We start from the raw sequence: 26,054 nt of genomic DNA on the forward strand, positions 1-26,054 counted from the left end.
AGGCGGCTTGACCTCGCTCGATTTCACGACGCCCGCATCGCGTCGGCCGGCGAGCTAGTCGGATTGGACCTTGCGGATGGCAAAGGCGTGCTGAATGGCGCGATTGACCGCCACGGGCAGCACCGACATGTGGGTTTCGCCCGAGTAAAGCTCGAACGAGGCGCTGATCGGACGGCCCGGCAAATTGTTCAGGCGATCCCGCATTTCGATCGCCAACACATCGTTGAGCGTGACCTTCTTTTGTGCAAGGCGCTCCGCCTCGTCGGGTGCGCCGATCTGGAACGGCGCCAGGTTCTCGGTCTCGTACGCGCCGCAGGAAAGATACAGCGCCGCGCCAGCGTTGGTGTCGGGTGTAGCCACGAATGCCGGATAGAATTGTTCGATGGCGCGGTCTTCCCAATAGATCGAAGGGCTGGCCGCAATCCAGGTGGTGAATGCCGAGGGACGTGTGAAGAGGCTGTACAGCACAAAGAGGCCGCCGAAAGAATGGCCGAACAACGCCTGACGCTTACGATCGATCGGAACGGTCGCTTCGACCATCGGCTTGATCTGATACTCGATGAACGTGATGAAATCCTCGGCGCCTCCGGTCTTAACGGGCGGCGTATTTTCATAGAAGGGTGGATAGGTCTTGCCGGGCGGCACGCCGAGATCCCACGAGCGGCGCAAGGGATCATATGCGGCATCGACCGGGTAACCGATCGTCACAATCACCCCTGGCGCAACATTGGTGCCGCTCGGATAATCAGCCTGGGCACGTATCACATCGACCGCGGTCCCGATCACGGCATTGCCATCGGTCATGTAGATAACGGGCCAGCCTTCCTTGGGCGCATCGCCATGCGGGCGATAGATGAATACGCGGTACGTTGCCCCATTCTCTGCCGATACGACATCGTGGAATGTGGTGCCGCCGATCAGGGCAGCGTTGCTATTTTGGGTTGTCATGCCCCGACGGGTTAGTAAACATGAGTTGAACAGTCAATATTAAATTGAGCCCGCTAGGTGAAGGCATAAACCGAGCTTGGCTTCACGGCACGACCTTCGGCGTCGGCAAAGTCGCTGACGAGGTACTCAGCGATCAGGCGCAGGTGCGTGCGGGGCAGATAGGAGCGACCAGGATCACCAATAAGAATTTGAATGCCGGCAGCCGCGCAGCGAAGCAGAAACCCGGTAACCCGGCGTGCCGTTGCTTCATCATAGAAAAGATCGCCTACAAGGATCAAATCGACACCGGGCGGGTCACCAATCGTGACGTCGCCATTCATCGGTTCAATGTTTACGCCATTGATGAGAGCATTAAGCTGTGTCGCGACAAGCGCGTTCGGATCGGTGTCGGCGGCGATGACCTTCCCTGCGCCAGCCTTTGCTGCGGCGATGCCGACAACGCCTGAGCCTGATCCGAGGTCGAGGACACGCAATCCCGAGACTACCTCCGGGTGATCGAGTATATGGCGGGCAATGACCGTCCCGCCTGCCCAGTGATAGGCCCAATAGGGTGCCGGGGCGTTCTCTGAATCGACGAGCCGTCCGAGCCCGCTTCCAGGATGCGCCCTATACAGGTCAAGTTCCGGAACGTGCGGTGCCCGACGCACCTCCATGTTCGCGATGATGAACGATTTGACGTCCACCCGGACGTCTGAGGCTATCCTGCGCAAATGCGGCGAATCCTTAATGAGGGCGGTGGCAGCGAGCGCCTATTTCTTGTTCGTGCTATCGAACATGCTCTTGGTATCCGCCATCTGATCGTTTGCAAGCTTGTCGACGCCGCCTTGCAGTAACGAAGCGAGGTCGTCATCGATCCTCTGCTTGAATTGCGCGGGCAGCCGATGCTGTGTGGCCAGCACATCGGTGGAACACGCCGCATCGATGGAATTGATCGCCGCGTAGGCCGGGCCGAGCGATGCAATGTAGCCGGGCAGTGCGCGCGCGACGTCGGTCTCCTGCAATGCGATGTTGATCTTCATCTTTCCGATAATGCTTGCATAGCGCGCAGAGGCGAGAAGCTGGGTAGCCCTGTCGAGGGCGAACTTTGCGCCCAGATAGTCGTCGACTGCAGCCTCATAGGTAGCCGTAGCCCGCTCGCAGGTTTGCGCCAGCACCGGCCCCGCACTGAACACACCAAGGGCGAGAACCGCTGAAACAAGAGTCCACTTGTGCATACCGGTCCCTCCCATTTTGAGTGCGGTCGGCGGCTTTCCCTAGGCGAATCGAGCACGCGAACGTTCGCGCAATTTTTCGGCCTCGACCTCCCGGTCACGTGCCGGCGCGTGCGTATGGAGTGACGCCAGCAAACGGCGCGCGGAAGCGGATACCTCCGCCACTGCGCGGTCAAATGCTTCGGCATTCGCCTGCGACGGCTTGTTGAAGCCGGAGAGCTTGCGCACGAATTGCAGTGCGGATGCATCGATTTCGTCCTGTGTTGCCGGAGGATCGAAATTGAACAGTGTCTTGATGTTGCGGCACATGGCTTGCTTCCTGTTCTGACAACAAAATAGTCGGCCTGACCATATGAAATAGCACGAATGGCTGTCAGAGGGAAAGCAAGGGCGCTATTGGCGCTCAAGGTGCCTTGGATGCTTCGTGCTTCCATGGGTCGAAGCATGCGACCTCAAATGGCGTGAAGTCCGCAATATTGCGGGTGGCAATCCGCAGTCCATGTTCGAGGGCCGTCGCAGCAATCATGGCATCCGCTGACGGGCGTTTTTCCGCGGTTGCAAGCGTGCCTGCGCGCATGGCGACATCGAGGTCGAACGGCAGGACACGGCCCGCGAAGCTTGGCAATACGATCCCATCCAGCCAGCGCTCGAGATCGGCGGCAAAGACCGGGTCGTTCCGCTTTTCCCGTTCAATACCGAATTTGATCTCCATGATCGTGATTGCAGAAAGGAAGGCAGTTGCAACGTCGAATTCCTGCAGGAATTGCTGGAAAGCACGGCCTTGCTTCTCCGGCCGCCTTGCTGCCGAAATCACATTGGTATCGAGCAGCAATGCCATCAGAAGTTGGGCGTCCTGCGATCGAAATCTATACGTTCCGGATCGAATTCCTTGGTCTCGGGAGCATCAGGATCGCTAAGCGCCTCGTAGAGGGTCCTGGGCTTGTTCCAGTTTGCTTCGAATTCGCTGTAGCGCAAGAGCACATAGCTCGCCTCCCCATGGTCTGTTATGACCACGGGCCTCTCATTGGCTTCCTTCTTGGCCCGACTTGGATTCTGATTGAAGGAAGCGCTTGTCATATAGGTAACACGCACGGCATTCTCCATCTAGTATATTTTTCTATAAATATACTACTTTTGCCGGCGCTTCAAGCCCAACCGACCCAATGGCGCCATTGCATGAAGGCATCGCCGAGAAAATAAGGTCCAAAGGTCCACACACTCGCCCAAAGCAGGCCGCCAAGCGCATTGGCGATTAGAAATCGTCCGAAATGCATGCCGACCGAACCGGCCACAAGCCCGTTCAACTGGCGCAGGATAACGACGAAGCGGGCGCCGAAAACAATGATCGGACCGCGCTTTTCAAAAAGCTCTTCCAGGGATCGTTGCCGCTCTGGCGTGAGACGCACGATCCAGCCATAGCGACGGAGCAATGGACGACCGCCGAAATGACCAATGGCATATCCGGTACTGTCGCCGATAACGGCAGCAACCCAGACGGCCAGGAAGAGTTCAATTATGGCAAAGTCGCCGCGCGTTGCGAGAAGCGCAGCAGCCACCAGCGCACTCTCGCCTGGAAGTGGCGCGCCGAACGATTCCAGATAAATAATGACGAAGATGGCGTAGAGGCCATATTGCCGGATGTAGGGTTCGAGGAAGGCTGTTCCATCGGTGAGAAATTGCAAGCGGCCGCGTCCCTGTCCAGCGTGTTTCTAAAAAACAGCCTAGACATTCGGGATGCGAATGGAAAGATGGCTGGCAAATGCCGTTATCTGTGCAACATCGCAGGCTGGGCCGATCCGGTCAGCAGCACCGAGGGCTTATCGTCGGGCGGCCCGAATTGCGGTTCGGTCATATCGCCGATACAGGGTGTACTGACTTTCGCATTGGGATTGTCGAGGAAGTCGGCAACCACCTCCCCGCCGCATTCGGTCGTATCAAGCACATCATGGCCGACGCCGCGGAAGAGTACCAATTGACTATGGCCGGTTGTCCTGATGACGCGCTCTGCCCAGCTTGTCGGGGTTGCGGGATCGTAATCGCCGGCGAGCAACAAGACCGGCACCCTGTTCTGGGCCAATGATTTATAAGCTCTCTTCGGCGTGGCGGTAGGCCATAGTGGGCAGGCCCAGCTGTAGAAATTGTTCTGCGCCCAGCGGTCGAGAAGCGGAAACGCCGCAAAGGACGCCGCCGCCGAGACACCGTCATTGCAAACGATGGAAAGATGCATGCCGTCAGCAAAGGCGTCGCCGTCGTCACCGCTCAAGCCTATCATTTCCGCCAGCGGGCCATAGTTCTGATTGGCCGTGTCCTTGATCAGCTGCGGCAGGAGTTCGATCGAGTCGCGATCATAAAACTGGTTGAACAGGACCTCGAGGAAGTCGTTGCCCGATACGCGCGTGAATGCACTGGGTTCTCCCGCCGCCTTGAGGCGCAGAAGCACGGGCTGGGCGTCGAGTTGCTGAACGATTTCGGTGATCATCGTTCTAAGGCTTGTGCCGTCAGATCCGCATTCCTGGCGCGCCGCGCAGTCCTTCTCAAGCTTCTTCAGGACCCCGTCAAAGTTGGCGGCGTCCTGGTCGACATAGTCGACGTCAAGCGGCAGCGTGGAATCGAGGACCACTGCAACGAGGTTCTCCGGATGATCTTCCAGAACCTGCAAGGCAAGTTTTGTACCGTAGGAAATGCCGAAGACGACCCATTTGTCGATATTGAGAGCGCTGCGCAAGTCATGGATATCGGCTGCATTCTCGGCGGTGTTATAGGCGGAAAGGTCGATGTGCCTGGCCTGAAGCGCGTCGCGGCAGGCTTTAACCTCGTTCTTCTGCGCCCCGTCGAAATCGACAATCTCCTCCGGGCGGGACATGATGCCGCCCCAGACCTTCGGGCTGTAATGTTCGGCACAGCTCAGCGACGGCTTCGAAAGACCGACGCCCCGCTGGTCCACTACGACAAGCCGCCGTCCGCGCAGCCAGTCGCCGTTGTCGATGAAGCTCCACCAATCGTCGATCTCCTCGCGCGTCTCGATGCGTGCAGCCTGTCCGGGCCCGCCATTAAGATAAACGACCGGGTCATGGCGAACGCGGTCCGGTTCGAAGATCACCACTGCAAGTTCTATGGTGGCGCTATCGGCCTTGCTGCGGTTTTCCGGGACCAGCAGATGCCCGCAGCGCATGTCCCGGTCCTTGGGCAAGGCAAACCAGCACGGCGTTTCCCGGAATTCGGCCGCTGCAGCCAAGGCTGGTACTGCTGGAAGCATTGCGGCAAGCAATAGCAGCGTTGCAAACAGCATCAGGCACAATGCTGGCGAATCCAGATGAAATCTGTATTTGGTCGCAGCCATGTTCGTTGGTCCCCATTGCCGCGTGGGCTGCTTTCGCGAAAGTGCCCCACAGCATTGCCAACAAAATACCTGTTTTTGGCCTCGGAGGGCATCACCCCGGCGGGTTAATTCCGTTCGCTGCTTTGATGTACGAAAAGTAACTCGATGATTTTATCGAGGGATTGTCCTCTGGCCATGAGAATGAATGTTGGGACGCCCGTCAGCGTCCCATCATTGTTGAAAAGAGTGCATGCAAATTGGTTATTGCCAGTCCAGCACGACCTTGCCGGAGCTCCCGGATCGCATGGCGTCGAAGCCTTCCTGGAAATCGTCGATCGGCAGGCGATGCGTGATGATGGGCGAAAGGTCGAGGCCGCCCTGCACAAAGGCTATCATCTTGTACCAGGTCTCGAACATTTCGCGGCCATAGATGCCCTTCAGATTGAGCATCTTGAAGATCACCTTGTTCCAATCGATCTCGAACCCTGTCGGAGCAATGCCGAGAATTGCGATCTTGCCGCCATTGTTCATCTTGTCGATCATGTCGCGGAAGGCGGGTGCCGCTCCCGACATTTCGAGGCCGACATCGAATCCTTCGGTCATGCCGATCTCGCGCATGACGTCCGCCAGGTTCTGCTTGGAGGCATCGACGACATAATCGATGCCGAGCTTCTGTGCCAGTGCGAGGCGCGAAGGATTGATATCGGTGATCACCACCTTGCGGGCACCGGAGCGCTTTGCCACCAGCGCGCCCATGATGCCGATCGGGCCCGCCCCGGTTACCAGCACGTCTTCACCGACGAGGTCGAAGGAAAGCGCGGTGTGAACGGCATTGCCAAACGGATCGAAGATCGCCGCAATTTCGTCGGGAACGTCGTCCGGTATGGGCACGACATTGGCCTCGGGAATGCAGAGATACTCGCCGAACGATCCCGGACGGTGAACACCGACGCCGAGCGTGTTTCGGCAGAGATGTCCCCTGCCCGCGCGGCAATTGCGGCACGTTCCGCACACGATATGACCTTCGCCGGAAACGCGCTGGCCGACCGTGTATTTGGTCACGGCCGAGCCGATCTCGGCGATCTCACCGCTGAATTCGTGCCCGACGACCATGGGAACGGGGATCGTCGCCTGCGCCCACTTATCCCAATTGTAGATATGCACATCGGTCCCGCAGATGGCGGACTTCCTGACCTTGATGAGCACGTCGTTCGGTCCGGGTTCCGGAACAGGCACGCGTTCCATCCAGATGCCAGGCTCCGCCTTCGCCTTGACCAGTGCCTTCATCATGTTCGACATGGTGTTTTCCTATTTGATGATGCCGAGATCACGCCCGACTTCGGCGAAAACCTCGATCGCCCGGGCGACGTCTTGCGTGGTGTGGGCGGCAGACATCTGCGTCCTGATGCGAGCCTGGCCGCGCGGTACCACCGGGAAGGCGAAACCGATGACATAAACGCCCTTCTCCAGCATCCGCGCCGCCATTTCCTGCGCGAGCGTCGCTTCGCCCAGCATCACCGGAATGATCGGGTGATCGGCACCGGCGAGGGTGAAGCCGAGCTTCCACATGTCGCGGCGGAAATGTTGCGCGTTGGCTATCAGCCGGGCGCGAAGGTCCGCGCCATTGTCGATGAGGTCGAAAATCTTGAGCGAGGCAGCAGCGATGACCGGCGCCAGCGTGTTGGAGAAAAGGTACGGACGCGAGCGTTGGCGCAGCCAGTCGACTACTTCCGCCTTGGCGGACGTATAGCCGCCCGACGCGCCGCCGAGCGCCTTGCCGAGCGTGCCGGTAATAATGTCGACGCGTCCCTCTACACCGCAATGTTCGGCGGAACCGCGGCCATTTTTGCCGACGAAGCCGACCGCATGGCTGTCATCGACCATGACCATCGCACCATATTTTTCGGCGAGATCGCAAACACCCTGCAGGTTGGCAATGATGCCGTCCATCGAAAACACGCCGTCGGTAGCGATGAGCTTGAAACGGCTGCCTTCGGCCTTCTTCAATTCTTCTTCGAGCGCGGCCATGTCGTTATTGGCGTAACGGAAGCGCTTGGCCTTGGAGAGGCGCACCCCGTCGATGATCGATGCATGATTGAGCGCATCGGAAATGATCGCGTCTTCTTCGCCGAGCAGGGTTTCGAACAGTCCGCCATTGGCATCGAAGCAGCTCGAATAGAGGATCGTATCTTCAAGGCCGAGGAAAGAGGAGATGCGCGCTTCCAGTTGCTTGTGCTCTTCCTGTGTGCCGCAGATGAAGCGCACTGACGCCATGCCGTAGCCGTAGCGATCGAGCGCCGATTTTGCGGCAGAGGCGAGTTCCTCGTTGTCGGCAAGGCCGAGATAATTGTTGGCGCAGAAGTTCAAGACTTTTGCGCCCGTCGAAATCTCGATTTCGCCTGCCTGCTTGGAGACGATGACGCGCTCGCTCTTGTAGAGGCCGGTCTCCTTCAACTGGGCGAGTTCGTGTGACAAATGGTCGATAAATGGCTTGGTCATGATTATTCCCGCTTCATGCGTACATCCGTTATGGCGGTTCTCATCTCACGATCGGATGAATGTCTCAAGCCCAAGATTGAGCAAAGGTCGAACCGCACCGAGGATAGCGTATTCCTCGCTGGACCGGTCGGCAACTAGAACGGGAAGCGCCAGGCCGCTCATGATTCCTTCCGCCTGGAATGCATCTGAAAACGCTTGCCAGAGTGCGGTATTGCCGACAAAGGGACCGGTGACAATAACTCTCTTCGGGAACAGCAGGCGGCAAACATTGCCAAGCGATCGAGCCATGAGGTGGATTGCCGTCGCAATCTCCGGTCTTTCAGCGATATCAAGGCTGGTCAATTGCCCGGCAACCCGTTCCTCGTCCTCCGAAAGCTCCGGCCAGCTTGCTCGCAGCTGAGGCAATAGGGCCCAGAGCGCCGCAGCCGTTTCGAGGCAGCCATGGTTGCCGCAGCCGCATTGTCGCTGATCGAGCATATTGAAGCGCCAGTGGCCGATTTCGCCAAAGGGATTGCTCGCCGACATGAAAGGCTCGCCTTCGACGCTGTACGCAAGTCCTACACCCCAGCCCCAGTGCAAGAGGAGCGTGCTGTCCCGGCCCTGCGCACCGTCCTGCATGGTCCGCGCCGTCAATTCGGCATCGAGATGACGGCAGACGAAGACGACAGGCGTAACCGGCGCTAGAGCGGCAGCGAGGTCAAGATCGCGGACATGGGGCCAGCGTGATGTGATCAGCCATTTGCGGTCACGCACGTTCACGACACCGGAGACCGACACCGAGGTTCCCATGTGGCTCATGCCCGCCGGCAAATCCGTCAGTAGAGAGTTTATAAGACCGCGCATCCGCGCAGCCATGGTCTCATTGTCGGCGCTTTCGGGCACGTCGGCAGTGCAGCGTCCGATCACGCGGCCACTCAGATCGACCAATACGCCGAGCAGCGAACGGCTGCTCATGAGAACGACCGTCGCGCCCAGCCGTGAATGGTTCAGGGCGATCTGGATCGCAGGCCGGCCGCGTCCGCTCTTTTCGCCTGCTTCCCCGATGACGAGGCCGCGCTCCAGCAGTTCCGCGACGACACGCGATGTCGTCGTCGACGTCATTTGCAACGCTTCGCTCACATTCGGACGTGAATGCGATTCTCCATCTGAAAGCAAGGCCGCAACCCGCGCGCAATCGCGTTGGTGGGCATCCTCATAGCGGGTCTCGTCAATCGTCAAAATCATGCCGGAAAAACCTAATCCTTATTTTTGAATAATATTATTCGAAAATGCTTGCGATGCCAGGGGCAGCTGTGGTTACATTGCCCGCAGCCCGATAAAGCACAAGCAGATGAACGGAAAATTGATGGTGGATATACGCATTTTGAACGACAAGGAGGCGCTGGGCGCTGCTGCTGCCGATCTTGGCGCTGAAGCCATTCGACGGGCGATCGCGGAGAAAGGCAAGGCGTCGATTATCGTTGCTACGGGCGCGAGCCAGTTCGAGGTCCTGCGCAATCTCGTTGCGGCCAAGGACATAGACTGGTCGAAAGTGACGGCTTTTCACCTTGATGAATATGTCGGCATGGACATCGGCCATCCGGCAAGTTTCCGCAAATATCTGAACGAACGCTTTGTCGAACCGCTAGCAGGCAAGGTGACGTTTTATCCGATCGACGCGGAGAGTGATGCGCACGCGGAAGCCGAGCGGATCAGCAAGCTTATCAGCGGGCACGAGATAGATGTATGCTTTGCCGGGATCGGCGAAAACTGTCATCTCGCGTTCAACGATCCTCCGGCCGATTTCGAAACCGAAGAGCCCTATATCGTCGTGACCCTTGATGAAGCCTGCCGCAAGCAGCAGTTCGGCGAAGGCTGGTTTCCCGATCTCGCTGCGGTTCCCGAGCAGGCGGTTTCAATGAGCATCCGGCAGATCATGAAGAGCAAGTTCATAGTCCTCTCGGTGCCCGATGCGCGCAAGGCGCAGGCGGTAAAGGATGCGATCGAAGGAGAGGTGGATCCGCGCCATCCCGCCTCGATCGTGCAGGAACATCCCAATGTCGTGCTCTTGCTCGATCCCACCTCGGCGTCGCTGCTCGCATGATCACGGCCGGCCTCGTCGATATCCAGGTCAATGGCTTTGCCGGTGTCGATTTCAACGACGCTGGCCTGACCGCAGAAGCCTTGGACCGAGCGCTCGAAGCGATGCTGGCGAGCGGCGTGACGACCTGCCTTCCGACGATCATTACAGCCACCCCGGCGGAACTCGACGCCCGCTTCGCCGCCCTGGACCGGAGCGTTGCAGAAAGCCGGCTCGGTCCGCTGATGTGTCCGGGCTACCATCTGGAGGGGCCCTTTCTCAACCCCGCTGACGGATTTTCGGGGTGCCATCCGGCGAGCGCCATGACCGCAGCTGATCCGGCGCTCGTCCTCGACCTTGAGAAAAAGTTGAAACGGCCGATTTTGCTCGTCACTGTCGCTCCGGAAGTGGGCAATGGGATCGGATTTATCGAAGCGATGGTTGCGCAGGAAAGGCTTGTGTCGATTGGCCATTCCGCGCTCGATTTTGAAGGTGTCGATGCGGCCGTCGCTGCCGGCGCGGGCCTTTCCACCCATCTCGGCAACGGCCTGCCGCAGGTACTGCCAAAGCTTGCCAATCCGCTCTTCGCGCAGCTTGCCGACGATCGGCTGCTCGCAACATTCATCGCCGATGGCATTCACGTTCCGCCGCCGGCGCTGAAGGCGCTCATCCGCGCCAAGGGTTTCGCGCGGTCGGCGTTGGTGACCGACGCGACGGCAGCTGCCGCTGCCGAACCCGGCGACTATGACTTTGCCGGCATGCGCATCCGCCGCTCGGCCGACGGCAGCGTCGGACTGGCCGGGCTCGCCGGGCTTGCCGGATCGGCGCTTCGCCTCGACGATGCGGTGCGCAACCTTGTTCACTGGGACATCACCACCTTCGAGCAGGCCGTGGAAATGGCATCCCGCCGGCTTGTCGATGCGCTGGCGCCTGTCCTCGGCGCGCGGGGAATCACCTTGCCTGCCGCGGAAATCAAATGGACGGACGCGATGAACATACGCCGCGTCCGGATCGGCAGCGAAGAACGGACTTTCAAGTGAACGCGATAAAACAAAGGGGAATTTGACATGACAAATACTCGCATCAACCGCCGTACGGTACTCGGCGGTATCGCCGTATCCGCAGTAGGCGGCATCACAGGCGCATGGGCGGCGGCGCCTGCACTGCCCGCCGCTCCTGTCCTGATCACCGTCATGGATGTCGGCGGCGCACTGGCCCTGATGCAGCCGGCCTTCGAGGAATATGCCAAGACCTATCCCGAACGGGCCTCCCGCATCGTCTTTACCAAGGCGCCGGTAACGGAACTTGCCGGCAAGCTGAAGGCGCAGCAGGCGGCAAAGAGCGTTGACATCGACATTGTGCTGACTGGCAGCGATGGGTTGGCGGCAGGCCTCGCCAACGAAACCTGGATGAAGATCCTGCCGGATTTCGCCGACAAGCTCCCCGGCCTCGAAGAGAACTACGAGCCGGCGGCACTCGCGCTACACAAGGCGCAAGGCCAGGGTTTCGGTGTGGTCGTCAATTACTACCCGTCGGGGCCACTGATCGAATACGATCCCGAGCGCGTCAAGCAGGTGCCGACGACCGCCGAGGAACTCCTCGCCTATGCCAAGGCCAACCCTGGCCGCTTCATGTATGCGCGTCCGACCAATTCCGGACCGGGCCGGACCTTCATGATGGGCCTGCCCTATCTCCTCGGCGACAAGGATCCGCACGATCCGGTCAATGGCTGGGAAAAGACCTGGGCCTATCTTACCGAGATCGGCCAGTATATCGATTATTATCCGGCGGGTACCGGCGCGACCATGAAGGAATTCGGCGAGGGTTCGCGCGACATCATCATCAGCACGACCGGATGGGACATCAATCCCCGTGCCCTCGGCATTGTGCCCGAGACGGCGAAGATCGGTACGCTGAAGGGCTTCCATTGGGTGTCGGATGCGTTCTTCATGTGCATGCCGAACGGTATCGCGAACGACAAGGTCGCTGTCGTGCTTGATTTGATGGCCTTTCTGCTCACCCCCAAGGCGCAGGCCTATGCCTATGATGAAGGCTATCTCTATCCGGGCCCCGCCGTAAAGAACGTGCCGATCAGCATGGCGCCGCAGCACAGCCAGGATGTCATCAAGGAGTTCGGCAGGCCTGAATATGCCGACCTCATTGCCAACAACCCCATCGAACTGCCGCTGAAGCCGGACCAGATGGTCTTGGCGTTCCGCAAGTGGGACGAACTCGTCGGGTCGCAGAAGAAAGCACAATAAGCGTATAGGTTGGGAGCCGCGGCGAACCTGCCGCGGCCTCTCCTACATCTGCACTAGGTGTCCGCTTGAGACTTCCGCATATTGGCGCGACGGAACGACGAAGTCCGGGGCGCGCACCGGGCTTTTGATTTCGTCGTTGGAAACCGGGCGCCTGACGCCGCGACGCGCGGGATCAGGCACCGGAACGGCCGAAATTAGCTTCTTAGTATAGGGATGTTGCGGATTCTCGAAAATTGCTGCACGCGGACCGATCTCCACGATTTCCCCGAGATACATCACAGCAATGCGATGGCTGACGCGCTCGACAACCGCGATGTCATGCGAAATGAAGAGATAGGCCAGGTTGAGGCTGGCCTGCAGGTCGAGGAGCAGGTTGATGACCTGCGCCTTGATGGAAACGTCGAGGGCCGAAACGGATTCGTCCGCAACGATAAGCTTCGGATCGAGCGCCAACGCACGGGCAATGCAGACGCGCTGGCGTTGACCGCCGGAGAACTCATGCGGATAGCGTCCGGCCATATCCGTTTTGAGCCCGACACGTTCGAGGAGATCGGCGACGCGGTCGCGGGCCTGTGTGCGGGTTCCAAGCCTGTGCTCGAGATAGGGTTCGGCAATGGCGGCGCCGACGGTCATGCGTGGATTAAGGCTGGCGAAGGGATCCTGGAAGATCATCTGTATGGTGCGGCGCATGTCGCGCATCTGCTTCGGATCCATGCCGAGGACGTTCTGTCCGTTGAGCAGCACCTCGCCGCTCTGCGGCTGAACGAGGCGCATGATCGAGCGGCCGGTCGTTGATTTGCCGCAGCCAGACTCGCCGACAAGCGAGAGTGTCTCTCCAGGCTGCAGGGTGAAGGAGAGGTTTTCAACCGCGTGGACCCGCCCCTCCAGCTGGCCGAACATGCCGGAGTGAATGTTGAAGCGCGTCGTCAGGTTGCGGACCTCAAGCAGTGGGGGCTTGTCGGCCTGCACCGTATCGGCGGTCTCGACTGGCGTATCCGATGTGCCAGTCGCGCGATCGACCACCGGGAAGCGCAGCGGCCGCTCGTGCCCTTTCATCGAGCCAAGAACCGGCACGGCGGAAAGCAGTGAACGCGTATAGGGATGCTGCGGGTTCGCGAAGATTTCGTCGGTGTTGCCGGTTTCGACCGCCTCGCCATTATACATGACGACCGTGCGGTCAGCGATTTCCGCCACGACACCCATGTCGTGGGTGATGAAGAGGACGGAAGTGCCCTCCTCCTCCTGCAGAAGTTTGATGAGATCGAGGATCTGTCCCTGGATCGTCACGTCCAGTGCCGTCGTCGGCTCATCGGCAATCAGCAGCTTCGGTTTGCTGGCGAGTGCCATCGCGATCATCACGCGCTGTCGCATGCCGCCCGAAAAGCGATGCGGATATTCGTCGAAGCGCGAAGCAGCCGCGGGTATGCGAACCTTTTCCAAAAGCCGGATCGTTTCGGCCCTTGCCTCTGCCCGCGAGATATCGCGATGACACAGCAAGGCCTCGCTGATCTGGCGTCCGACCGTGAAAAGCGGGTTGAGGCTGGTCATAGGCTCCTGGAAGATCATGGCAACGTCATTGCCGCGCACAGACCGCATCTGCCTCTCCGGCAAGGCGAGAATGTCCTTGCCATCCAGCATGATCTTGCCTTCGATGCGGCTTTTGTCTTTTTGCAGAAGCCGCATGATCGAGAGCGACGTCACGCTCTTGCCGGAGCCGGATTCGCCGACAATCGCCACCGTCTCCCCCGGTGCTACGTCGAAGGAGACATTGCGCACGACCGGTCGCCACTGGCCATCACCAAGGAAGGACGTGGTAAGGTTCGAGACGGAAAGAACGGGGGCGGCGGGCTTTTCCATAAGCTGTCCTCTCAAATCAGTCCGGCCAGCGCATCAGGCCGGAGATACGACGGGCGTAGCGCTCTTCGAAAGGGGTTGCGATGATCTCGTTTGAAGCTCTCGCTTTGCGAAGTTCCTCTTCGAGGCGACCGGCGACGATCCTTTCTTCGCCCGGATGGAGGTTGCACGGGTCCATGTAGAAGTACCCGTGCTCGGCCTCGTGATCGCGAACGATGATCGGCCGCTCGCCTTTCGCCAATGCGTCGGCGAAGTCCCAGGCGGTGATATGCGCCTCGCGCGGATCGATGGTAACCCGCAGGCGATCCAGTGGGTTGTGGGTCGGATCAGCTTCGATCTCCGCGGTAACGCCCGGTTTTCCGGTCAGGGTCTGCTTCCAGAGGTGGAGGTAGCCGGTTTCCTTCTCGCGAATGCCGGCGTGGTCGCGCTTCTCCCAGGCTTCGAGCGCTGCGATCGTGCCGAGGATGCTTTCCTTGCCGAGCTTCATGCCCCGTCCAACGCCCATGTTCTGCAGGAACGCACTGCGCACGAGGTCCTTGCGCCCGGCAACAATGCCTCCCGTGGGGCCGCCGAGAAACTTGTGCGAGGAATAGATCGCTATGTCGGCGCCTTCGGCGAGGAAAACCTTGAGGTCATATTCCGATGCCGCATCAACAATCACCGGCACCCCGCGGGCGTGGCATATTTCAGCGAATTTCTTCAGCGCAACGAGGCCGTACTGAACGGTATGGTGCGAGACAACAAAGACGGCCGCAGCCGTACGCTCATTGATTGCCCCTTCCAGATGATAGGGGTAGCAGGACGTAGCCTGGCCGACCAGTACGGCCTTGGCGCCGGCAAGCTTGATAGCCTGATCGACTGGAGCCCCGTAACTTACCACATGGCCGGTCTGAATAAGGACCTCATTCTTGAGTCCGGTTGCATCAGGCAGGCGCTCGATCGCGGCCAGATCAGGTCCGGTCATTGTCGCGGCAACCGCCAGGGTAATGCCGGCGGAACAGGACGCCGTAACGAAACCGGCCTCGCCGCCTGTCAGACGGGCAATGACGGGACTTGCCATGCGGTGCAGGTCGTTGATTTCGACGAATTGCGGCAGTATGGAACTCATGGCCGCGATTGCTTGCGGTACGACGATCGAAGCGCCAAGCGAGGTCATCGTGCCGGATACGTTGATGACGCGGCGAAGCCCGAGGGATTCGCGTATATCGGACGGTGTTTGTTGGTCTGTCATGGTCTTCCCCTTGAGGTGCCGGCCGGCAAGTATTCCATCGGCTTGGCAGCTATGCCTTTATAATGTAATAATTCGTTGAATGACTCGAACGGTGCGGAGTGTGGCGTGGACGCAAAGATTTCAGACATGGAGAGCACCGGCGGCATCGCGAAGGAAGACAGCGCGAAGGCGCGCCGCTCGCGTGTGAGCGGCATCGACCGTGCCTTGCAAGTCATCGATTATCTTTACGAGACCGGCAGCCCGGCGGGTGTCTACGCGATCGCCAAAGCAATTGGAGCACCGCTCTCCACGGTCTATGTGATCGTCGATGACCTTGTCGAAAAGAACATGCTGTCGCGCAACAGCGACAGTTCGGTATGGCTTGGCGCGCGGCTTTATCACTACGGTCTTGCCTATGCTCGCTCGCTGGATTTTCTCAACGTCGCCAACCACGAAATGCACAATCTCAGCCGCATATCCGGCGAGACGGTGCAGGTGTGCGGACGCGATGGCGACCATATGCTGGTTCTTGCCATGGCCGACGGGCCGGGTCATTTTCAGGTGACGTCCCGCGTCGGCACGCGCGTTCCACTCAACTGGACGGCGTCGGGACGCCTGCTCGTAGGGCATCTGCCGGAAGCCGAGCGCCTCGACCTTTTCGAGCATTGCGCCAAGTCCTCGCCGACGGGCCGCGCCGTCATTGACCCCGCCGTACTTTCGGCGTCCGCCAGGCAGGCGCTTGATGCGCGGCTTTCCATTCAGGCCGGAGAGTCCGATTATGCCGTTGCCTGCGTTGCCGCGCCGATCTGCGACGACAAGGGCGCATGCATCGCCACGATTTCCATCGTTCTGCCGGAACAGAAGGTCAGCGACAACCCCGAACGCTATACCAACGAGGTGAAGGCCTCGGCGGAGCGGATCGAAACGGTAATGGGCTGGCGCAGTCATACGTAGGTTCCTGGCGTTCAGTTTTTGAGTGCGACGATCGCCTCGATCTCGACGGTTATATTGCCCGGGAGCGAGCCGAAGCCCACTGCCGAGCGCGCATGGTTGCCGGCTTCACCGAAGACATTGATGAAAAGGTCCGAGCAGCCGTTGATGACCGAGGGGTGATCGGCGAAGTCGGGAACGGCATTGACCATCCCCAGCAGCTTGACGACCCGCTTCACCCGGCCAAGATCACCCAGCGCCGAATGCATGACCGCAAGGAGATTGATGCCGGTTAGGCGGGCATGCTCGTATGCCTCCTCGACCGAAACATTGCCGCCGACCTTGCCGGTGTGAAGATAGCCATCATTCTCGCGCGGCCCCTGCCCCGACAGATAGAGCATGTTGCCCTCCTGGATATGGGTGACGAAATTGGCGATCGGGCTTGGCGCCGGCGGCAGGGTCAACCCGAGCGCCTTCAAACGATCGTAGGGTGATTTGCCGGCGCTGACTGCCGGGCTGGGTATGGTGCTCAAGACGTGTTCCTCAGCGGTAAGAATAGGGCGCTATCGCACCCGAAGTTTCAGGTTTGGCGGGTTGGTAACGACCTGCCTTGACCAATTCGTTGCCGAGCACTGCCCAGCGCGGTTCGAAGAGCTTTTCGAGCCTCGCTTCGTAGCCCATGGAGTCGATGACAGTGAGATCGGAGTCGTCGAGCTCGAAGATGGTGAAATCGGCGCGGGTGCCGACGGAAAGCAGGTTTTCGGTAGGCAGTCCAATGGCCGAGGCAGGCGAAAGGGTCACGGCCTCGACGACCTTGTCGAAGGGCATGCCGACGTTCAAAAGCTTGGACATGGTCGTCGCCAGATCCCAGACGGCAAAGTTGAGGCTGCGCAGGTGTATGTCCGTCGAGATCGAGAAGGGCAGAAGACCGCGCTGGATCGCCACTTCCGCGACGCGGAACGAGAAGGATGCGCCGCCATGGCCGATGTCGAGGCGGATGCCCTCCCCGGCGCAACGCGCCGCGAGTTCGAACAGGTCTTCATCCTCGATGATGCTGCTGCCGACCTTTCCGTTGAAGCAATGGGTGATGATATCGCCGGGTCCAAGAATCTCGAGTACTTCATCATAGAGGGCGGGCGGTTCGCCCACATGCACCATCATCGGTATCTTGAGGATCTTGGCGATCTTCTTGCCGACCTTGACGGGCGTAACGCCCCATGAGCCGGTGATTACGTGGCTGGCGCGGACCTTGAGGCCGACAATATGGTCGCGGTTTTCGTTGACGCAGGCGACGGTACGGTCGATGTCGATCGAACGGATATCGCTAAGCTCGCTGACGCGGTTGCAGGCAACGAGGCCGATGGAGCCGAGGTTCAGGAAGGCCTTGATGCGCTCGCGCGCCGGATCGATGATATATTCGCGAAAGCCGTGAAAATTGGCCTCTCCAGCCGATCCCGCATCGACGATCGTCGTAACGCCGCGCTCGGCGCCGCATAGTTGTGGGCGCACAGAAATGTCGGTGCCGCCATGCCAGATATGTGTATGCAGATCCACCCAGCCTGGGGAAATCCAGGCGCCGTTGCCGTCGATACGGCGAATGTCGTCCTGAACATTCAGCGAGGGGCCGAATGCAGCGATCTTGCCATCGGCATCGACAAGAATGTCAATGCGGGACGACGGCATACCGGGTCCGAAGGCAACCGGCCTTACGTTGGTCACAAGCAGGCGACCATCGGTTGCGGGGGAGGCAGACATGATCAGAGATCCTTTCTGAGGCGGGGGTCAAGAAGATCGCGGAAGCCGTCGCCGACCATCTGCAGCGACAGAACGGCGAGCACGATCGCGATACCGGGGAAGAGGGTCATCCAGTCGGCCTTGCCGATATATTGGCGACCTGATGCAATCATCGTCCCCCAGGTGGGTACTTCCGGGCTGACACCAAGGCCGAGGAATGAAAGTCCGGCTTCGGCCAGCATGGCGCTGGCGAAGAGGAATGTGCCCTGCACGAGAATGGGAGAAAGAAGATTGCGCAATACGTGCCGGGTCATGATGTGGCGTGTGGAAATCCCGAGCGATGTCGCCGCTTCCACATAGGGGAGTTCACGAATGACAAGTGTCGAGGCCCGCACGATACGGGCAAGGCGCGGCGCATAGACGATACTGAGCGCCACGATCACGGTCGTGAGCGATGGCCCAAGCGCAGCAACGAGCGCGATGGCAAGGAGAATATCCGGGAACGCCATCATCGCATCGATGAGACGCGTGATCGGCGCGTCGAGCTTCTGGAAGAAGCCGGCGAGCAGGCCGAGCGTGACGCCGATAAGCGAGGCAAGGACGACCACTGCGAAACCGACGAGAAGTGAAAGGCGCGCCGAGTAGATCGTGCGCGAGAAGACGTCGCGGCCGAACTCGTCGGTTCCGAAGAGGAACTTCATGTCCGGCGGCTTCAACCGGTTGACGATCGAAAGCTTGCTTGGCGAGAACGGCGTGATCAGCGGTGCAAAAACGGCAAGCAGCACGAAGATGGCCAGCACGATCATGCCGAACAGCACAGTCTTGCGGCGGATCAGGACGCGGAAGAATTTGGAGCGCTCGCTGACGGGCGCGGTGGACACGATTTCGGTCATCAGTAGCGCACCCTTGGATCAACGACGAGATAGAGCATGTCGATGGCGAAATTGATGAGAACGTAGAGCGCCGCGATAATCAGCAATGCGCCCTGGATCACCGGGTAATCGCGGCGCAGCACTGCCGAAACGACAAGGCTGCCGACGCCGGGAAGTCCGAACACCGTTTCGGTCACGACCGCGCCGGAAATCAGTACCGCGGCGGTGAGGCCGAGAACGGTAAGGATCGGAATGAGTGCATTCTTGAAAGCGTGTTTCAGGACGACGCTCGCCTCGCCGACGCCCTTGGCTCGAGCGGTTCGAATGTAATCGTCGCCGAGCACGTCAAGCATCGAGGCGCGGGTGAAGCGCATGATCAGCGCGGAAGATACGATGCCGAGCGCGAAGGCCGGGAGGACCAGATAAGACAGGCGTTCGCCAAGCGAGGTTCCCGGGCCGCCATAACCGGAGACCGGGAACAGTCCGAAGCGCACGGCAAAAACCTGCATAAGAATGAGGCCGAGCCAGAAACTCGGAATACTGGCGGCGAGCATAGCAAGGGCCGTTGCCGCCTGGTCGAACAGCGAGCCCCGCCGATAGGCGGCGTAGACGCCGATCGGAATGGCAATCACGCTGGCGATCAGCAGGGAGAAGATGGTGAGGAAAAATGTAGGCTCGGCCCGTTGCGCGAGCGCCTGCAATACCGGTTGGTTGAGAAAGATCGACTGGCCGAGATCGCCTTTGAGAAGGTTGCCGATGAAAAACACATATTGCACCGGTATCGACTGGTCGAGCCCGAGGCGCTGGCGCAGCTCGGCGATATCGGCAGCGGTCGCTTCAGGCCCGAGCATGACGGCGGCGGGATCGCCCGGCGTGACGCGGACGATGACGAAGACAATCGTCACCACCAGGAACATCACGACAATCATGCCGATAAAGCGTTGAATAATGTAACGGAGCATCTGTGGCCAATCGATCCCAAATTGACGAGGACTGGGCAGCCGGGCGCAGTTGGCACGTCGCCTACCGCACCCGGCAAAGCACTACTGCTTGAGCGATACGTTCCAGAAATATGGCCACGGTGCAGGCGTGAAACCTTCGAGCTTCCGTGACTTCGCCGAAAGCGCATTGAAATCGCCGATCTTGATGATCGGTACTTCGGCATAGATCACCTTCTGCACCTCGGCCCACCGGGCGATGCGCTTTTGCGGATCCACCTCGGAGTTGAACGCATCGACGGCGGCCTTGCGCGCCGGCGTGTCCCAATTGCCCGGTGCGCTCGTCGACATGGCACCGATCAGCGCCGGTTCGGGCAGGAAAGGACTGTGGCTGATATAGATATCCCAGAGCTTGGGATCGGCACGGCGCTGCGTAAGCGTCGCCCAATCGACGACCTGAAGATCGACGGTGAATCCGGCAGCCTTCAGATATTCCGCCGCAACCTGCGCCATCTTGTAATGGAATTCATACTGGCGGCTGGTGAGAATGCGCAGCGGCTCGCCATTGTAGCCGGCCTTTTTCAACTCCTCGGCAGCCTTCTCCGGATCGGCGACATTATAGGCGCCTTCGGTTCCGGCTTCAGTCTTCCAGTTGTAGCCATCAGGATACATGGACGGATTGAGCGCATAGAAGTCCGTGCTGCCGAAGGCGGCAGCCAACATGTCTTCTTCGCTGAGCGCATCACGGACAGCGAGGCGCAGATCCTGATTCTTGGTTATGCCCTGACTTGTGTTCATCACGAAGACCGGCCAGCCAAAAGGCTTGAGGAGGACCGCCTCGGTCGTTTTCTGGCCTTTCAACTGTTCGTAGGATTCGACCGGGAGGCTGTCGACATAGTCGAACTGACCGGAGAGAGCGCCCTGCACGCGCGTGTTCGCGTCCGGTACGGGAACGAAGCGGATTTCATCGAGATATTGATGACGCGCGCCGCCATAGCCGTTCTCGTCGCCTTCGGGCGACTTGTAACCGTCAAAGCGGGTCAGCTGGATATACTGGTCGGGCTTGCGCTCTTTCAGCATATAGGGTCCGGTGCCAACCGGTTCGGTCATCGGGTTCTGCTGCTTTTCGCTGGGAAGGATAATTGCAGCTGCATTGTTGAACGCGAGCAGCGAGACCAGCGGCGCGTAAGGGGTATTGAGCGCGATCTTGACCGTGGCGGGATCAAGAGCTTCGATCGAGGTGATCATCGAAGCCGTCTGCTTGCCGCGCGATGCAATCTGCGTCCAACGTTGCAGCGATGCGACCACATCGGCCGAATCCATATCCGTGCCATCGTGGAATTTCACGCCCGTGCGCAGCTTGATCGTATAGACCTTGCCGTCAGCCGAAACTTCCGGAAGGCTCGCGGCAAGAAGCGGTGTAACGTTCCAGGCCTTGTCGAATGTATAAAGCGTTTCAAAAATGTGCTGCGAGACGATGCCGACAAGATCGGCCGTCGAGGCCATGGCATCGAGCGTTGGTGGTTCGCCGATGGTGGCAACATTGATAACGCCGCCCTTGGACTGGGCGAAAGCCGACGGGCTTAGAGCAACAAGTGCCGAACCTAGAAGGAGCGCAAGCTTCAATGACTTCATGACAGTTCCCTTCGTATTCCACTATAATGGATTATAATGCTTTATAGTAGAATAAGACCAAATGTGTAGAAGGCTGTCAATTCAAAAAAGGAAAAAGCAGCGCCCGGGCGCTGCTTGGTAATCCTCGTGAGTCGAAAATGGACTAGACGATCCCGCCGCTTCCCGCGACGCTTGCGGGACGCTTGTGGCTTACGAATTGCCGATAGCCGCTATGGCGATAGGCGGCGATCGGATCGATGGCCCCACCCGCGCGCAGGCGCGCTTCCGCGAGAATTGGCTCCACATCGGTGCGATAGGCGCGCTTCAGCGTATCGGACGCCATGAGCGCATCGTTGTCGTCCTGATAGCCGGCAAGAGCTTCCCGATCGACGAGCAAGGCCTGGGCATAGGCACGGCGGATCTCGTTGGCGCTCGATATCAGGCTTTCGATCGGATCGGTCACATTGTGCGACTGGTCGATCATGTGCGCAGGATGGAAATCCGTCACGCCGCGATGATCGGCATCGACCAACTCGTTGAAGACGAGAAAGAGGCGGTATGGATCGATGGACCCGGCATCCAGATCGTCATCGCCATATTTGGAATCGTTGAAATGGAAGCCGCCGAGCTTCTTGAACTGGATGAGACGAGAAACGATCATCTCGATATTGGTGTTGGGCGCATGATGGCCGAGATCGACGAGGCAGAACGCCTTTGGTCCGAGCGTCTGTGCGATCAGGTAGTTAGTGCCCCAATCCTGCACGACCGTGGAATAGAAGGCGGGCTCGTACATTTTGTGCTCGGAGAAGATGCGCCAGTCATCGGGCAACGCCTTGTAGACGTCCTGCATGGCGGCGAGATAGCGCTCGAAGGACTGCGCGAAATTTGTCTGGCCCGGGAAATTCGATCCGTCGCCGATCCAGACGGTGAGCGCCTTGGAACCGATGGCCTTGCCGATCTCGATGCACTCGATGTTGTGCTCGACGGCTTGCGCGCGGGTGGCGGCGTCGACATGGCTGAGCGAGCCGTACTTGTAGGAATTTGTCTGTCCCGGTGCATCCGAAAACGTGTTCGAGTTCATTGCGTCGAAGCCGAGACCGAGTGCGTCAGCATGCGCCTTGAGTTCCGCAGGATCAGCCTTGTCCCAGGGAATATGCAGCGACACGGTCGGGGTTGCGCGTGTCAGTTGCTGAATGACGGCGCAATCGTCGAGCTTGTCGAAAATGCCCCTCGGCTCACCCTTGCCGGGAAAGCGCGCAAAGCGGGTTCCGCCGGTTCCGACACCCCATGAGGGCACCGCAACGAAAAATCGCGCTACCTCTTTCGTGACTGCGCCGATGTCGATGCTGCGCCGCGCCACATGAGCGCCAAGCGCCTCGTAGTCGCTCTCGTGGGCGGCAAGCAGCCGCTCGTTCTCAGACGCGATCAGGTCGTTGGATATCTTCTGTTCAGCCATCATGTCCTCCCGAGACAATCCTAACGCGTGAAGCTCTGGGCGTTGCCGGCATCGACGTTGATGATATTGCCCGTCGATTTGGCTGACGCGTCCGAGGCAAGGAAGTATACGGCCTCCGCAATATCCTCCGGCAGCACGTTGAGCTTCAACAGCGAGCGCTTGCGATAGTGCTCTTCGAGTTCGTCCACCTGAAGGTTCGAGGAAGCCGCACGCTGCTCGCGCCATTCCCCGTTCCAGATTTTCGAGCCACGCAGCACGGCATCGGGATTGACGGTATTGACCCGGATTCCTGCCTCCGCGCCTTCAAGCGCCAGGCAGCGCGCAAGGTGTATCTCGGCGGCTTTCGCGGCGCAGTAGGCACTGGCGTTCGGCGAAGCCGCAAGACCGTTCTTCGAGGCAACGAACACGACATTGCCGCCGAGCTTCTGCCGCCGGAACAGCCTGAAAGCTTCGCGCGAGACCAGGAAATAACCCGTCGCCAGAATGTCGATGTTGCGGTTCCACATCGAAAGTTCGGTCGTCTCAATCGGAGCCGAGGAGGCTATGCCGGCATTCGAGACCAGGATATCGACACCACCGAATTCCACGGCCGCTTCCGCATAGCTGGCGATGACACCGGCCTCGTCAGTCACATTCAAGGGAACGCTGCGCACGGCATCAGATGAATAGCGCTTGGCAAAATCGTCATGGGCGAGCTTCAACGCCTCCTGATCGATATCCGCGAGCATCACGCAGGCGCCCTCCCCGAGCAGGCGTTCCGCCGTCGCACGTCCGATGCCGCCGGCGCCTCCGGTAACGAAGGCGACGCGACCGGCGAGTGATTTCGGCTTGGGCATCCGCTGCAGCTTTGCTTCCTCGAGCAGCCAGTATTCGATGTCGAAGGCCTCCTGTTCGGAAAGCCCCTGGTACTCGGACACAGAGGATGCGCCTCGCATCACGTTGATCGCATTGACATAGAATTCGCCGGCGATGCGCGCTGTCGCCTTGTCCTTGGCAAAGGACAGCATGCCGACGCCGGGAATAAGGAATATCACCGGATTGGGATCGCGCATGGCGGGCGAGTTTGCATGTTTGCACGCGTTGTAATAGCGCGCATAGTCGGTGCGGTAGTCTTCGAGCGCCTGGTCAAGCGAAGCAACGACAGCATCCGCATCCGGATTGGCGGGATCGAACTGGAGCACCAGCGGACGGATTTTCGTGCGCAAAAAATGGTCCGGGCAACTTGTTCCAAGCGCCGCAAGCGGGCGCAAATCGTGCGAATTGACGAATTCGAGAACAGCGGGCTGGTCGTCGAAGTGGCCGAGCTTGCGCTCCGAAACCCCGATCTTACCGCGTATCTCCGGCATCAGGCGCGCGGCAATCGCGCGCCGGATTGGCTTATCGAGGCTCGCGGCGGCTTCACCGCCGAAAGCCTCGCGTCCGCCCGACTTTGCGTCAAGCCAGACGATTGCCTTGTTGATGATATCGAGCGTGAGTTCGTAGCATTCTTTTGCATCTTTGGCCCAGGTGAAAAGCCCGTGGCTTTCGAGCACGACTCCCTTGGAATTGGGGTGGGCGGCAACATAGGCACCGAGATCGAGACCGAGCTGGAACCCGGGACGGCGCCAGGGCAGCCAGCCGATCTCGTCGCCGAACACTTCCTGCGTCAGTTCGCGCGAATTTTTCGAGGCGGCAATGGCGATGATCGCATCGGGATGCATGTGGTCGACGTGCTTGAATGGCACAAAACCATGCAAGGGGGTGTCGATCGATGCGGCGCGGCTGTTCAGGTTGAATGTGCAGTGTGGTAGGAACCCCACCATGCGGTCTTCATCCTCGACGCCCCTGTAGATCGACTTCAGCGATTCCAGCTTGTCCATATACAGCGTCGCGAAGCCATCGAGCTTGATGGTGCCGACATCCCCGCCCGAACCTTTGACCCACAGGACTTCAACGGTCGCGCCCGTCAGCGGATCGGTTTCGCTGACTTTAGCCGAGGTATTGCCACCGCCGTAATTGGTAATGCGCTTGTCGGCGCCGAGCAGATTGGAGCGATAGAGCAATTTGCCAGGCTCATCGAGCCCGGCTGCTTTTGCATCGTCCCAGCGGTTTTCCAGAAGTTGGACCCTGTCTGCCATATTCGCCTCCCGATAGGTCAATTGCCGGTCTGGCGCGATTTGCCAGCGCCGCGATTTCCTTTAGCTATGGAGCACAACCGGTTTTATTGTCAATCACAAACAATCAAATCCAATCATATTAGCATCATTGTGCAGTGCAATATGAAATTATTTGATTGAAGTTGATTGACACTGATCACAACTTTGCGCAATAAATCTTGGCAGGAGGAGACGACGAATGCACGAGCGTGAGCGCCACCGCATCATCTTGAGCGCTGTTCAGGAAAAGCCGGTCATCACCATTCAGGACATCGCCGATCTGACGGAAGCGTCAGAGGCAACGATCCGCCGTGACATCGCTTCGCTTCACGTCAAGGGCAAGCTGCGCCGTGTGCGTGGCGGCGCCGAAGCCGTCCATCCGCCGCAACTAACGCCGCTCGCAGGCAGGCACTTCCATGTTTCAGAATCCGAAAACGCGGACAAGAAACGCGCCATTGCCAGGGAGGCGGTGGCGCTGTGCGAGGAAGGGGACGCCATCATCATCAATGGTGGCACCACTACTTTCCAGATGGTGCATTTCCTCGCGTCGCGACGGCTGCAGGTCATGACCAATTCTTTTGCCATTGCCGAACATCTGGTGAAGAACTCCAAAAGTTCGGTGATCGTGCCGGGCGGCGCCATCTACCGCGAGCAGAGCATCATCCTGTCGCCTTTCGACAATGACGTGACCCGCAACTTCTACGGAAAGCGCATGTTCATGGGGGCGCAGGGCGTTGGTCCGTTCGGCGTCATGGAATCCGATGCGCTTATCATCCAGGGCGAGCAGAAGCTGATCAACCAGGCCGACGATCTGGTGCTGCTGGTCGATTCGACGAAGTTTGCGCGCCGTTCCAGCCTGATCCTGTGTCCGTTGCAACGGGTGGCGACCATCATCACCGATGACGGCATTACCGATGCTGACCGGAAAATGGTGGAGGATGCTGGCATTCAGCTGATCGTCGCCAAGGTCAATCAGGACAAGTCACGAAATTCCGCTTCGGTCGCTTGAGGGCG

General features: G+C 59.4%; 25 protein-coding genes. 5 read left to right on the forward strand and 20 right to left on the reverse strand.

What is annotated here, in order from left to right:
- Window positions 1–54: 54 nt before the first annotated feature.
- The 11 genes from BR48_RS0121090 to BR48_RS0121140 all read right to left on the reverse strand — a co-directional run bounded on the left by BR48_RS0121090 (window position 55) and on the right by BR48_RS0121140 (window position 9,201).
- Window positions 55–948 (reverse strand): alpha/beta hydrolase-fold protein, encoded by an 894-nt coding sequence (locus BR48_RS0121090; protein WP_027233122.1) that lies wholly within the window; start codon window positions 946–948, stop codon window positions 55–57.
- Between the two features lie 53 nt (window positions 949–1,001).
- A complete protein-coding gene (locus BR48_RS0121095) occupies window positions 1,002–1,658 on the reverse strand; it encodes a 50S ribosomal protein L11 methyltransferase (RefSeq protein WP_245273663.1) in 657 nt (218 codons plus the stop codon).
- Window positions 1,659–1,697: 39 nt separating this feature from the next.
- Window positions 1,698–2,162, reverse strand: a complete 465-nt coding sequence (locus BR48_RS0121100) for a hypothetical protein (RefSeq protein WP_027233124.1) — start codon at window positions 2,160–2,162, stop codon at window positions 1,698–1,700.
- 39 nt (window positions 2,163–2,201) lie between these two features.
- Entirely contained in the window at window positions 2,202–2,468 is a 267-nt protein-coding gene (locus BR48_RS0121105) for a DUF2277 domain-containing protein (RefSeq protein ID WP_027233125.1), read from the reverse strand.
- A gap of 94 nt (window positions 2,469–2,562) precedes the next feature.
- Window positions 2,563–2,997: a type II toxin-antitoxin system VapC family toxin gene (locus BR48_RS0121110; RefSeq protein ID WP_027233126.1), complete on the reverse strand. Its 435-nt coding sequence runs from the start codon at window positions 2,995–2,997 to the stop codon at window positions 2,563–2,565.
- Entirely contained in the window at window positions 2,997–3,251 is a 255-nt protein-coding gene (locus BR48_RS0121115) for a type II toxin-antitoxin system Phd/YefM family antitoxin (protein WP_027233127.1), read from the reverse strand. Before BR48_RS0121115 ends, BR48_RS0121110 begins: the two co-directional genes overlap by 1 nt.
- Before the next feature lie 53 nt (window positions 3,252–3,304).
- Window positions 3,305–3,841: a DedA family protein gene (locus BR48_RS0121120; RefSeq protein WP_027233128.1), complete on the reverse strand. Its 537-nt coding sequence runs from the start codon at window positions 3,839–3,841 to the stop codon at window positions 3,305–3,307.
- An 83-nt stretch (window positions 3,842–3,924) separates the two neighbouring features.
- Window positions 3,925–5,499 (reverse strand): alpha/beta fold hydrolase, encoded by a 1,575-nt coding sequence (locus tag BR48_RS0121125; RefSeq protein ID WP_027233129.1) that lies wholly within the window; start codon window positions 5,497–5,499, stop codon window positions 3,925–3,927.
- 240 nt (window positions 5,500–5,739) lie between these two features.
- Window positions 5,740–6,777 carry an L-threonine 3-dehydrogenase gene (tdh, locus tag BR48_RS0121130; RefSeq protein ID WP_027233130.1) on the reverse strand — a complete coding sequence of 346 codons (1,038 nt, stop codon included), beginning with the start codon at window positions 6,775–6,777 and terminating at the stop codon, window positions 5,740–5,742.
- A 9-nt stretch (window positions 6,778–6,786) separates the two neighbouring features.
- The gene (locus BR48_RS0121135; RefSeq protein ID WP_027233131.1) at window positions 6,787–7,977 is read right to left on the reverse strand and encodes a glycine C-acetyltransferase; all 1,191 of its coding nucleotides are present in this window, start codon (window positions 7,975–7,977) and stop codon (window positions 6,787–6,789) included.
- 45 nt (window positions 7,978–8,022) lie between these two features.
- The gene (locus BR48_RS0121140; protein WP_027233132.1) at window positions 8,023–9,201 is read right to left on the reverse strand and encodes an ROK family protein; all 1,179 of its coding nucleotides are present in this window, start codon (window positions 9,199–9,201) and stop codon (window positions 8,023–8,025) included.
- A gap of 121 nt (window positions 9,202–9,322) precedes the next feature.
- Between BR48_RS0121140 and BR48_RS0121145 the strand changes: the two genes are divergently transcribed.
- From BR48_RS0121145 to BR48_RS0121155, 3 genes are read left to right on the forward strand one after another with little or no spacing between them, the layout of a single operon-like run.
- Window positions 9,323–10,060 (forward strand): glucosamine-6-phosphate deaminase, encoded by a 738-nt coding sequence (locus tag BR48_RS0121145; protein ID WP_036815181.1) that lies wholly within the window; start codon window positions 9,323–9,325, stop codon window positions 10,058–10,060.
- Window positions 10,057–11,076 (forward strand): amidohydrolase family protein, encoded by a 1,020-nt coding sequence (locus BR48_RS0121150; RefSeq protein WP_027233134.1) that lies wholly within the window; start codon window positions 10,057–10,059, stop codon window positions 11,074–11,076. The genes BR48_RS0121145 and BR48_RS0121150 overlap by 4 nt, the downstream gene beginning before the upstream one ends.
- A 27-nt stretch (window positions 11,077–11,103) precedes the next feature.
- Entirely contained in the window at window positions 11,104–12,297 is a 1,194-nt protein-coding gene (locus BR48_RS0121155) for an extracellular solute-binding protein (RefSeq protein ID WP_027233135.1), read from the forward strand.
- Window positions 12,298–12,339: 42 nt separating this feature from the next.
- Here the strand turns inward: BR48_RS0121155 and BR48_RS0121160 are convergent, their stop codons facing one another.
- Both BR48_RS0121160 and BR48_RS0121165 read right to left on the reverse strand, forming a co-directional pair.
- Entirely contained in the window at window positions 12,340–14,154 is a 1,815-nt protein-coding gene (locus BR48_RS0121160) for an ABC transporter ATP-binding protein (protein WP_027233136.1), read from the reverse strand.
- Between the two features lie 16 nt (window positions 14,155–14,170).
- A complete protein-coding gene (locus BR48_RS0121165) occupies window positions 14,171–15,382 on the reverse strand; it encodes an aminotransferase class V-fold PLP-dependent enzyme (RefSeq protein ID WP_027233137.1) in 1,212 nt (403 codons plus the stop codon).
- Between the two features lie 126 nt (window positions 15,383–15,508).
- Between BR48_RS0121165 and BR48_RS0121170 the strand changes: the two genes are divergently transcribed.
- Window positions 15,509–16,315, forward strand: coding sequence for an IclR family transcriptional regulator (locus tag BR48_RS0121170; protein WP_036815185.1), 807 nt, complete (start codon window positions 15,509–15,511; stop codon window positions 16,313–16,315).
- Between the two features lie 11 nt (window positions 16,316–16,326).
- Here the strand turns inward: BR48_RS0121170 and BR48_RS0121175 are convergent, their stop codons facing one another.
- The 7 genes from BR48_RS0121175 to BR48_RS0121205 all read right to left on the reverse strand — a co-directional run bounded on the left by BR48_RS0121175 (window position 16,327) and on the right by BR48_RS0121205 (window position 25,022).
- Window positions 16,327–16,824, reverse strand: coding sequence for a RidA family protein (locus tag BR48_RS0121175; protein ID WP_051615331.1), 498 nt, complete (start codon window positions 16,822–16,824; stop codon window positions 16,327–16,329).
- A 10-nt stretch (window positions 16,825–16,834) separates the two neighbouring features.
- The gene (locus tag BR48_RS0121180) at window positions 16,835–18,046 is read right to left on the reverse strand and encodes an amidohydrolase/deacetylase family metallohydrolase (protein ID WP_027233140.1); all 1,212 of its coding nucleotides are present in this window, start codon (window positions 18,044–18,046) and stop codon (window positions 16,835–16,837) included.
- Between the two features lie 2 nt (window positions 18,047–18,048).
- A complete protein-coding gene (locus tag BR48_RS0121185) occupies window positions 18,049–18,918 on the reverse strand; it encodes an ABC transporter permease (RefSeq protein ID WP_027233141.1) in 870 nt (289 codons plus the stop codon).
- Window positions 18,918–19,859 (reverse strand): ABC transporter permease, encoded by a 942-nt coding sequence (locus tag BR48_RS0121190; protein ID WP_027233142.1) that lies wholly within the window; start codon window positions 19,857–19,859, stop codon window positions 18,918–18,920. The genes BR48_RS0121185 and BR48_RS0121190 overlap by 1 nt, the downstream gene beginning before the upstream one ends.
- Before the next feature lie 81 nt (window positions 19,860–19,940).
- On the reverse strand, window positions 19,941–21,470 hold the full coding sequence (locus tag BR48_RS0121195; protein ID WP_027233143.1) for an ABC transporter substrate-binding protein: 1,530 nt from the start codon (window positions 21,468–21,470) through the stop codon (window positions 19,941–19,943).
- 142 nt (window positions 21,471–21,612) lie between these two features.
- On the reverse strand, window positions 21,613–22,905 hold the full coding sequence (gene rhaI, locus BR48_RS0121200) for an L-rhamnose catabolism isomerase (RefSeq protein ID WP_027233144.1): 1,293 nt from the start codon (window positions 22,903–22,905) through the stop codon (window positions 21,613–21,615).
- 20 nt (window positions 22,906–22,925) lie between these two features.
- Window positions 22,926–25,022, reverse strand: coding sequence for a bifunctional rhamnulose-1-phosphate aldolase/short-chain dehydrogenase (locus BR48_RS0121205; protein ID WP_027233145.1), 2,097 nt, complete (start codon window positions 25,020–25,022; stop codon window positions 22,926–22,928).
- 217 nt (window positions 25,023–25,239) lie between these two features.
- On the opposite strand from BR48_RS0121205, the gene BR48_RS0121210 reads away from it, so the two are divergent.
- A complete protein-coding gene (locus BR48_RS0121210) occupies window positions 25,240–26,049 on the forward strand; it encodes a DeoR/GlpR family DNA-binding transcription regulator (RefSeq protein ID WP_027233146.1) in 810 nt (269 codons plus the stop codon).
- Window positions 26,050–26,054 lie beyond the last annotated feature (5 nt).

This window comes from Phyllobacterium sp. UNC302MFCol5.2 (genome assembly GCF_000686005.1).
In the GTDB taxonomy this organism is placed as follows: Bacteria; Pseudomonadota; Alphaproteobacteria; order Rhizobiales; family Rhizobiaceae; genus Phyllobacterium; species Phyllobacterium pellucidum.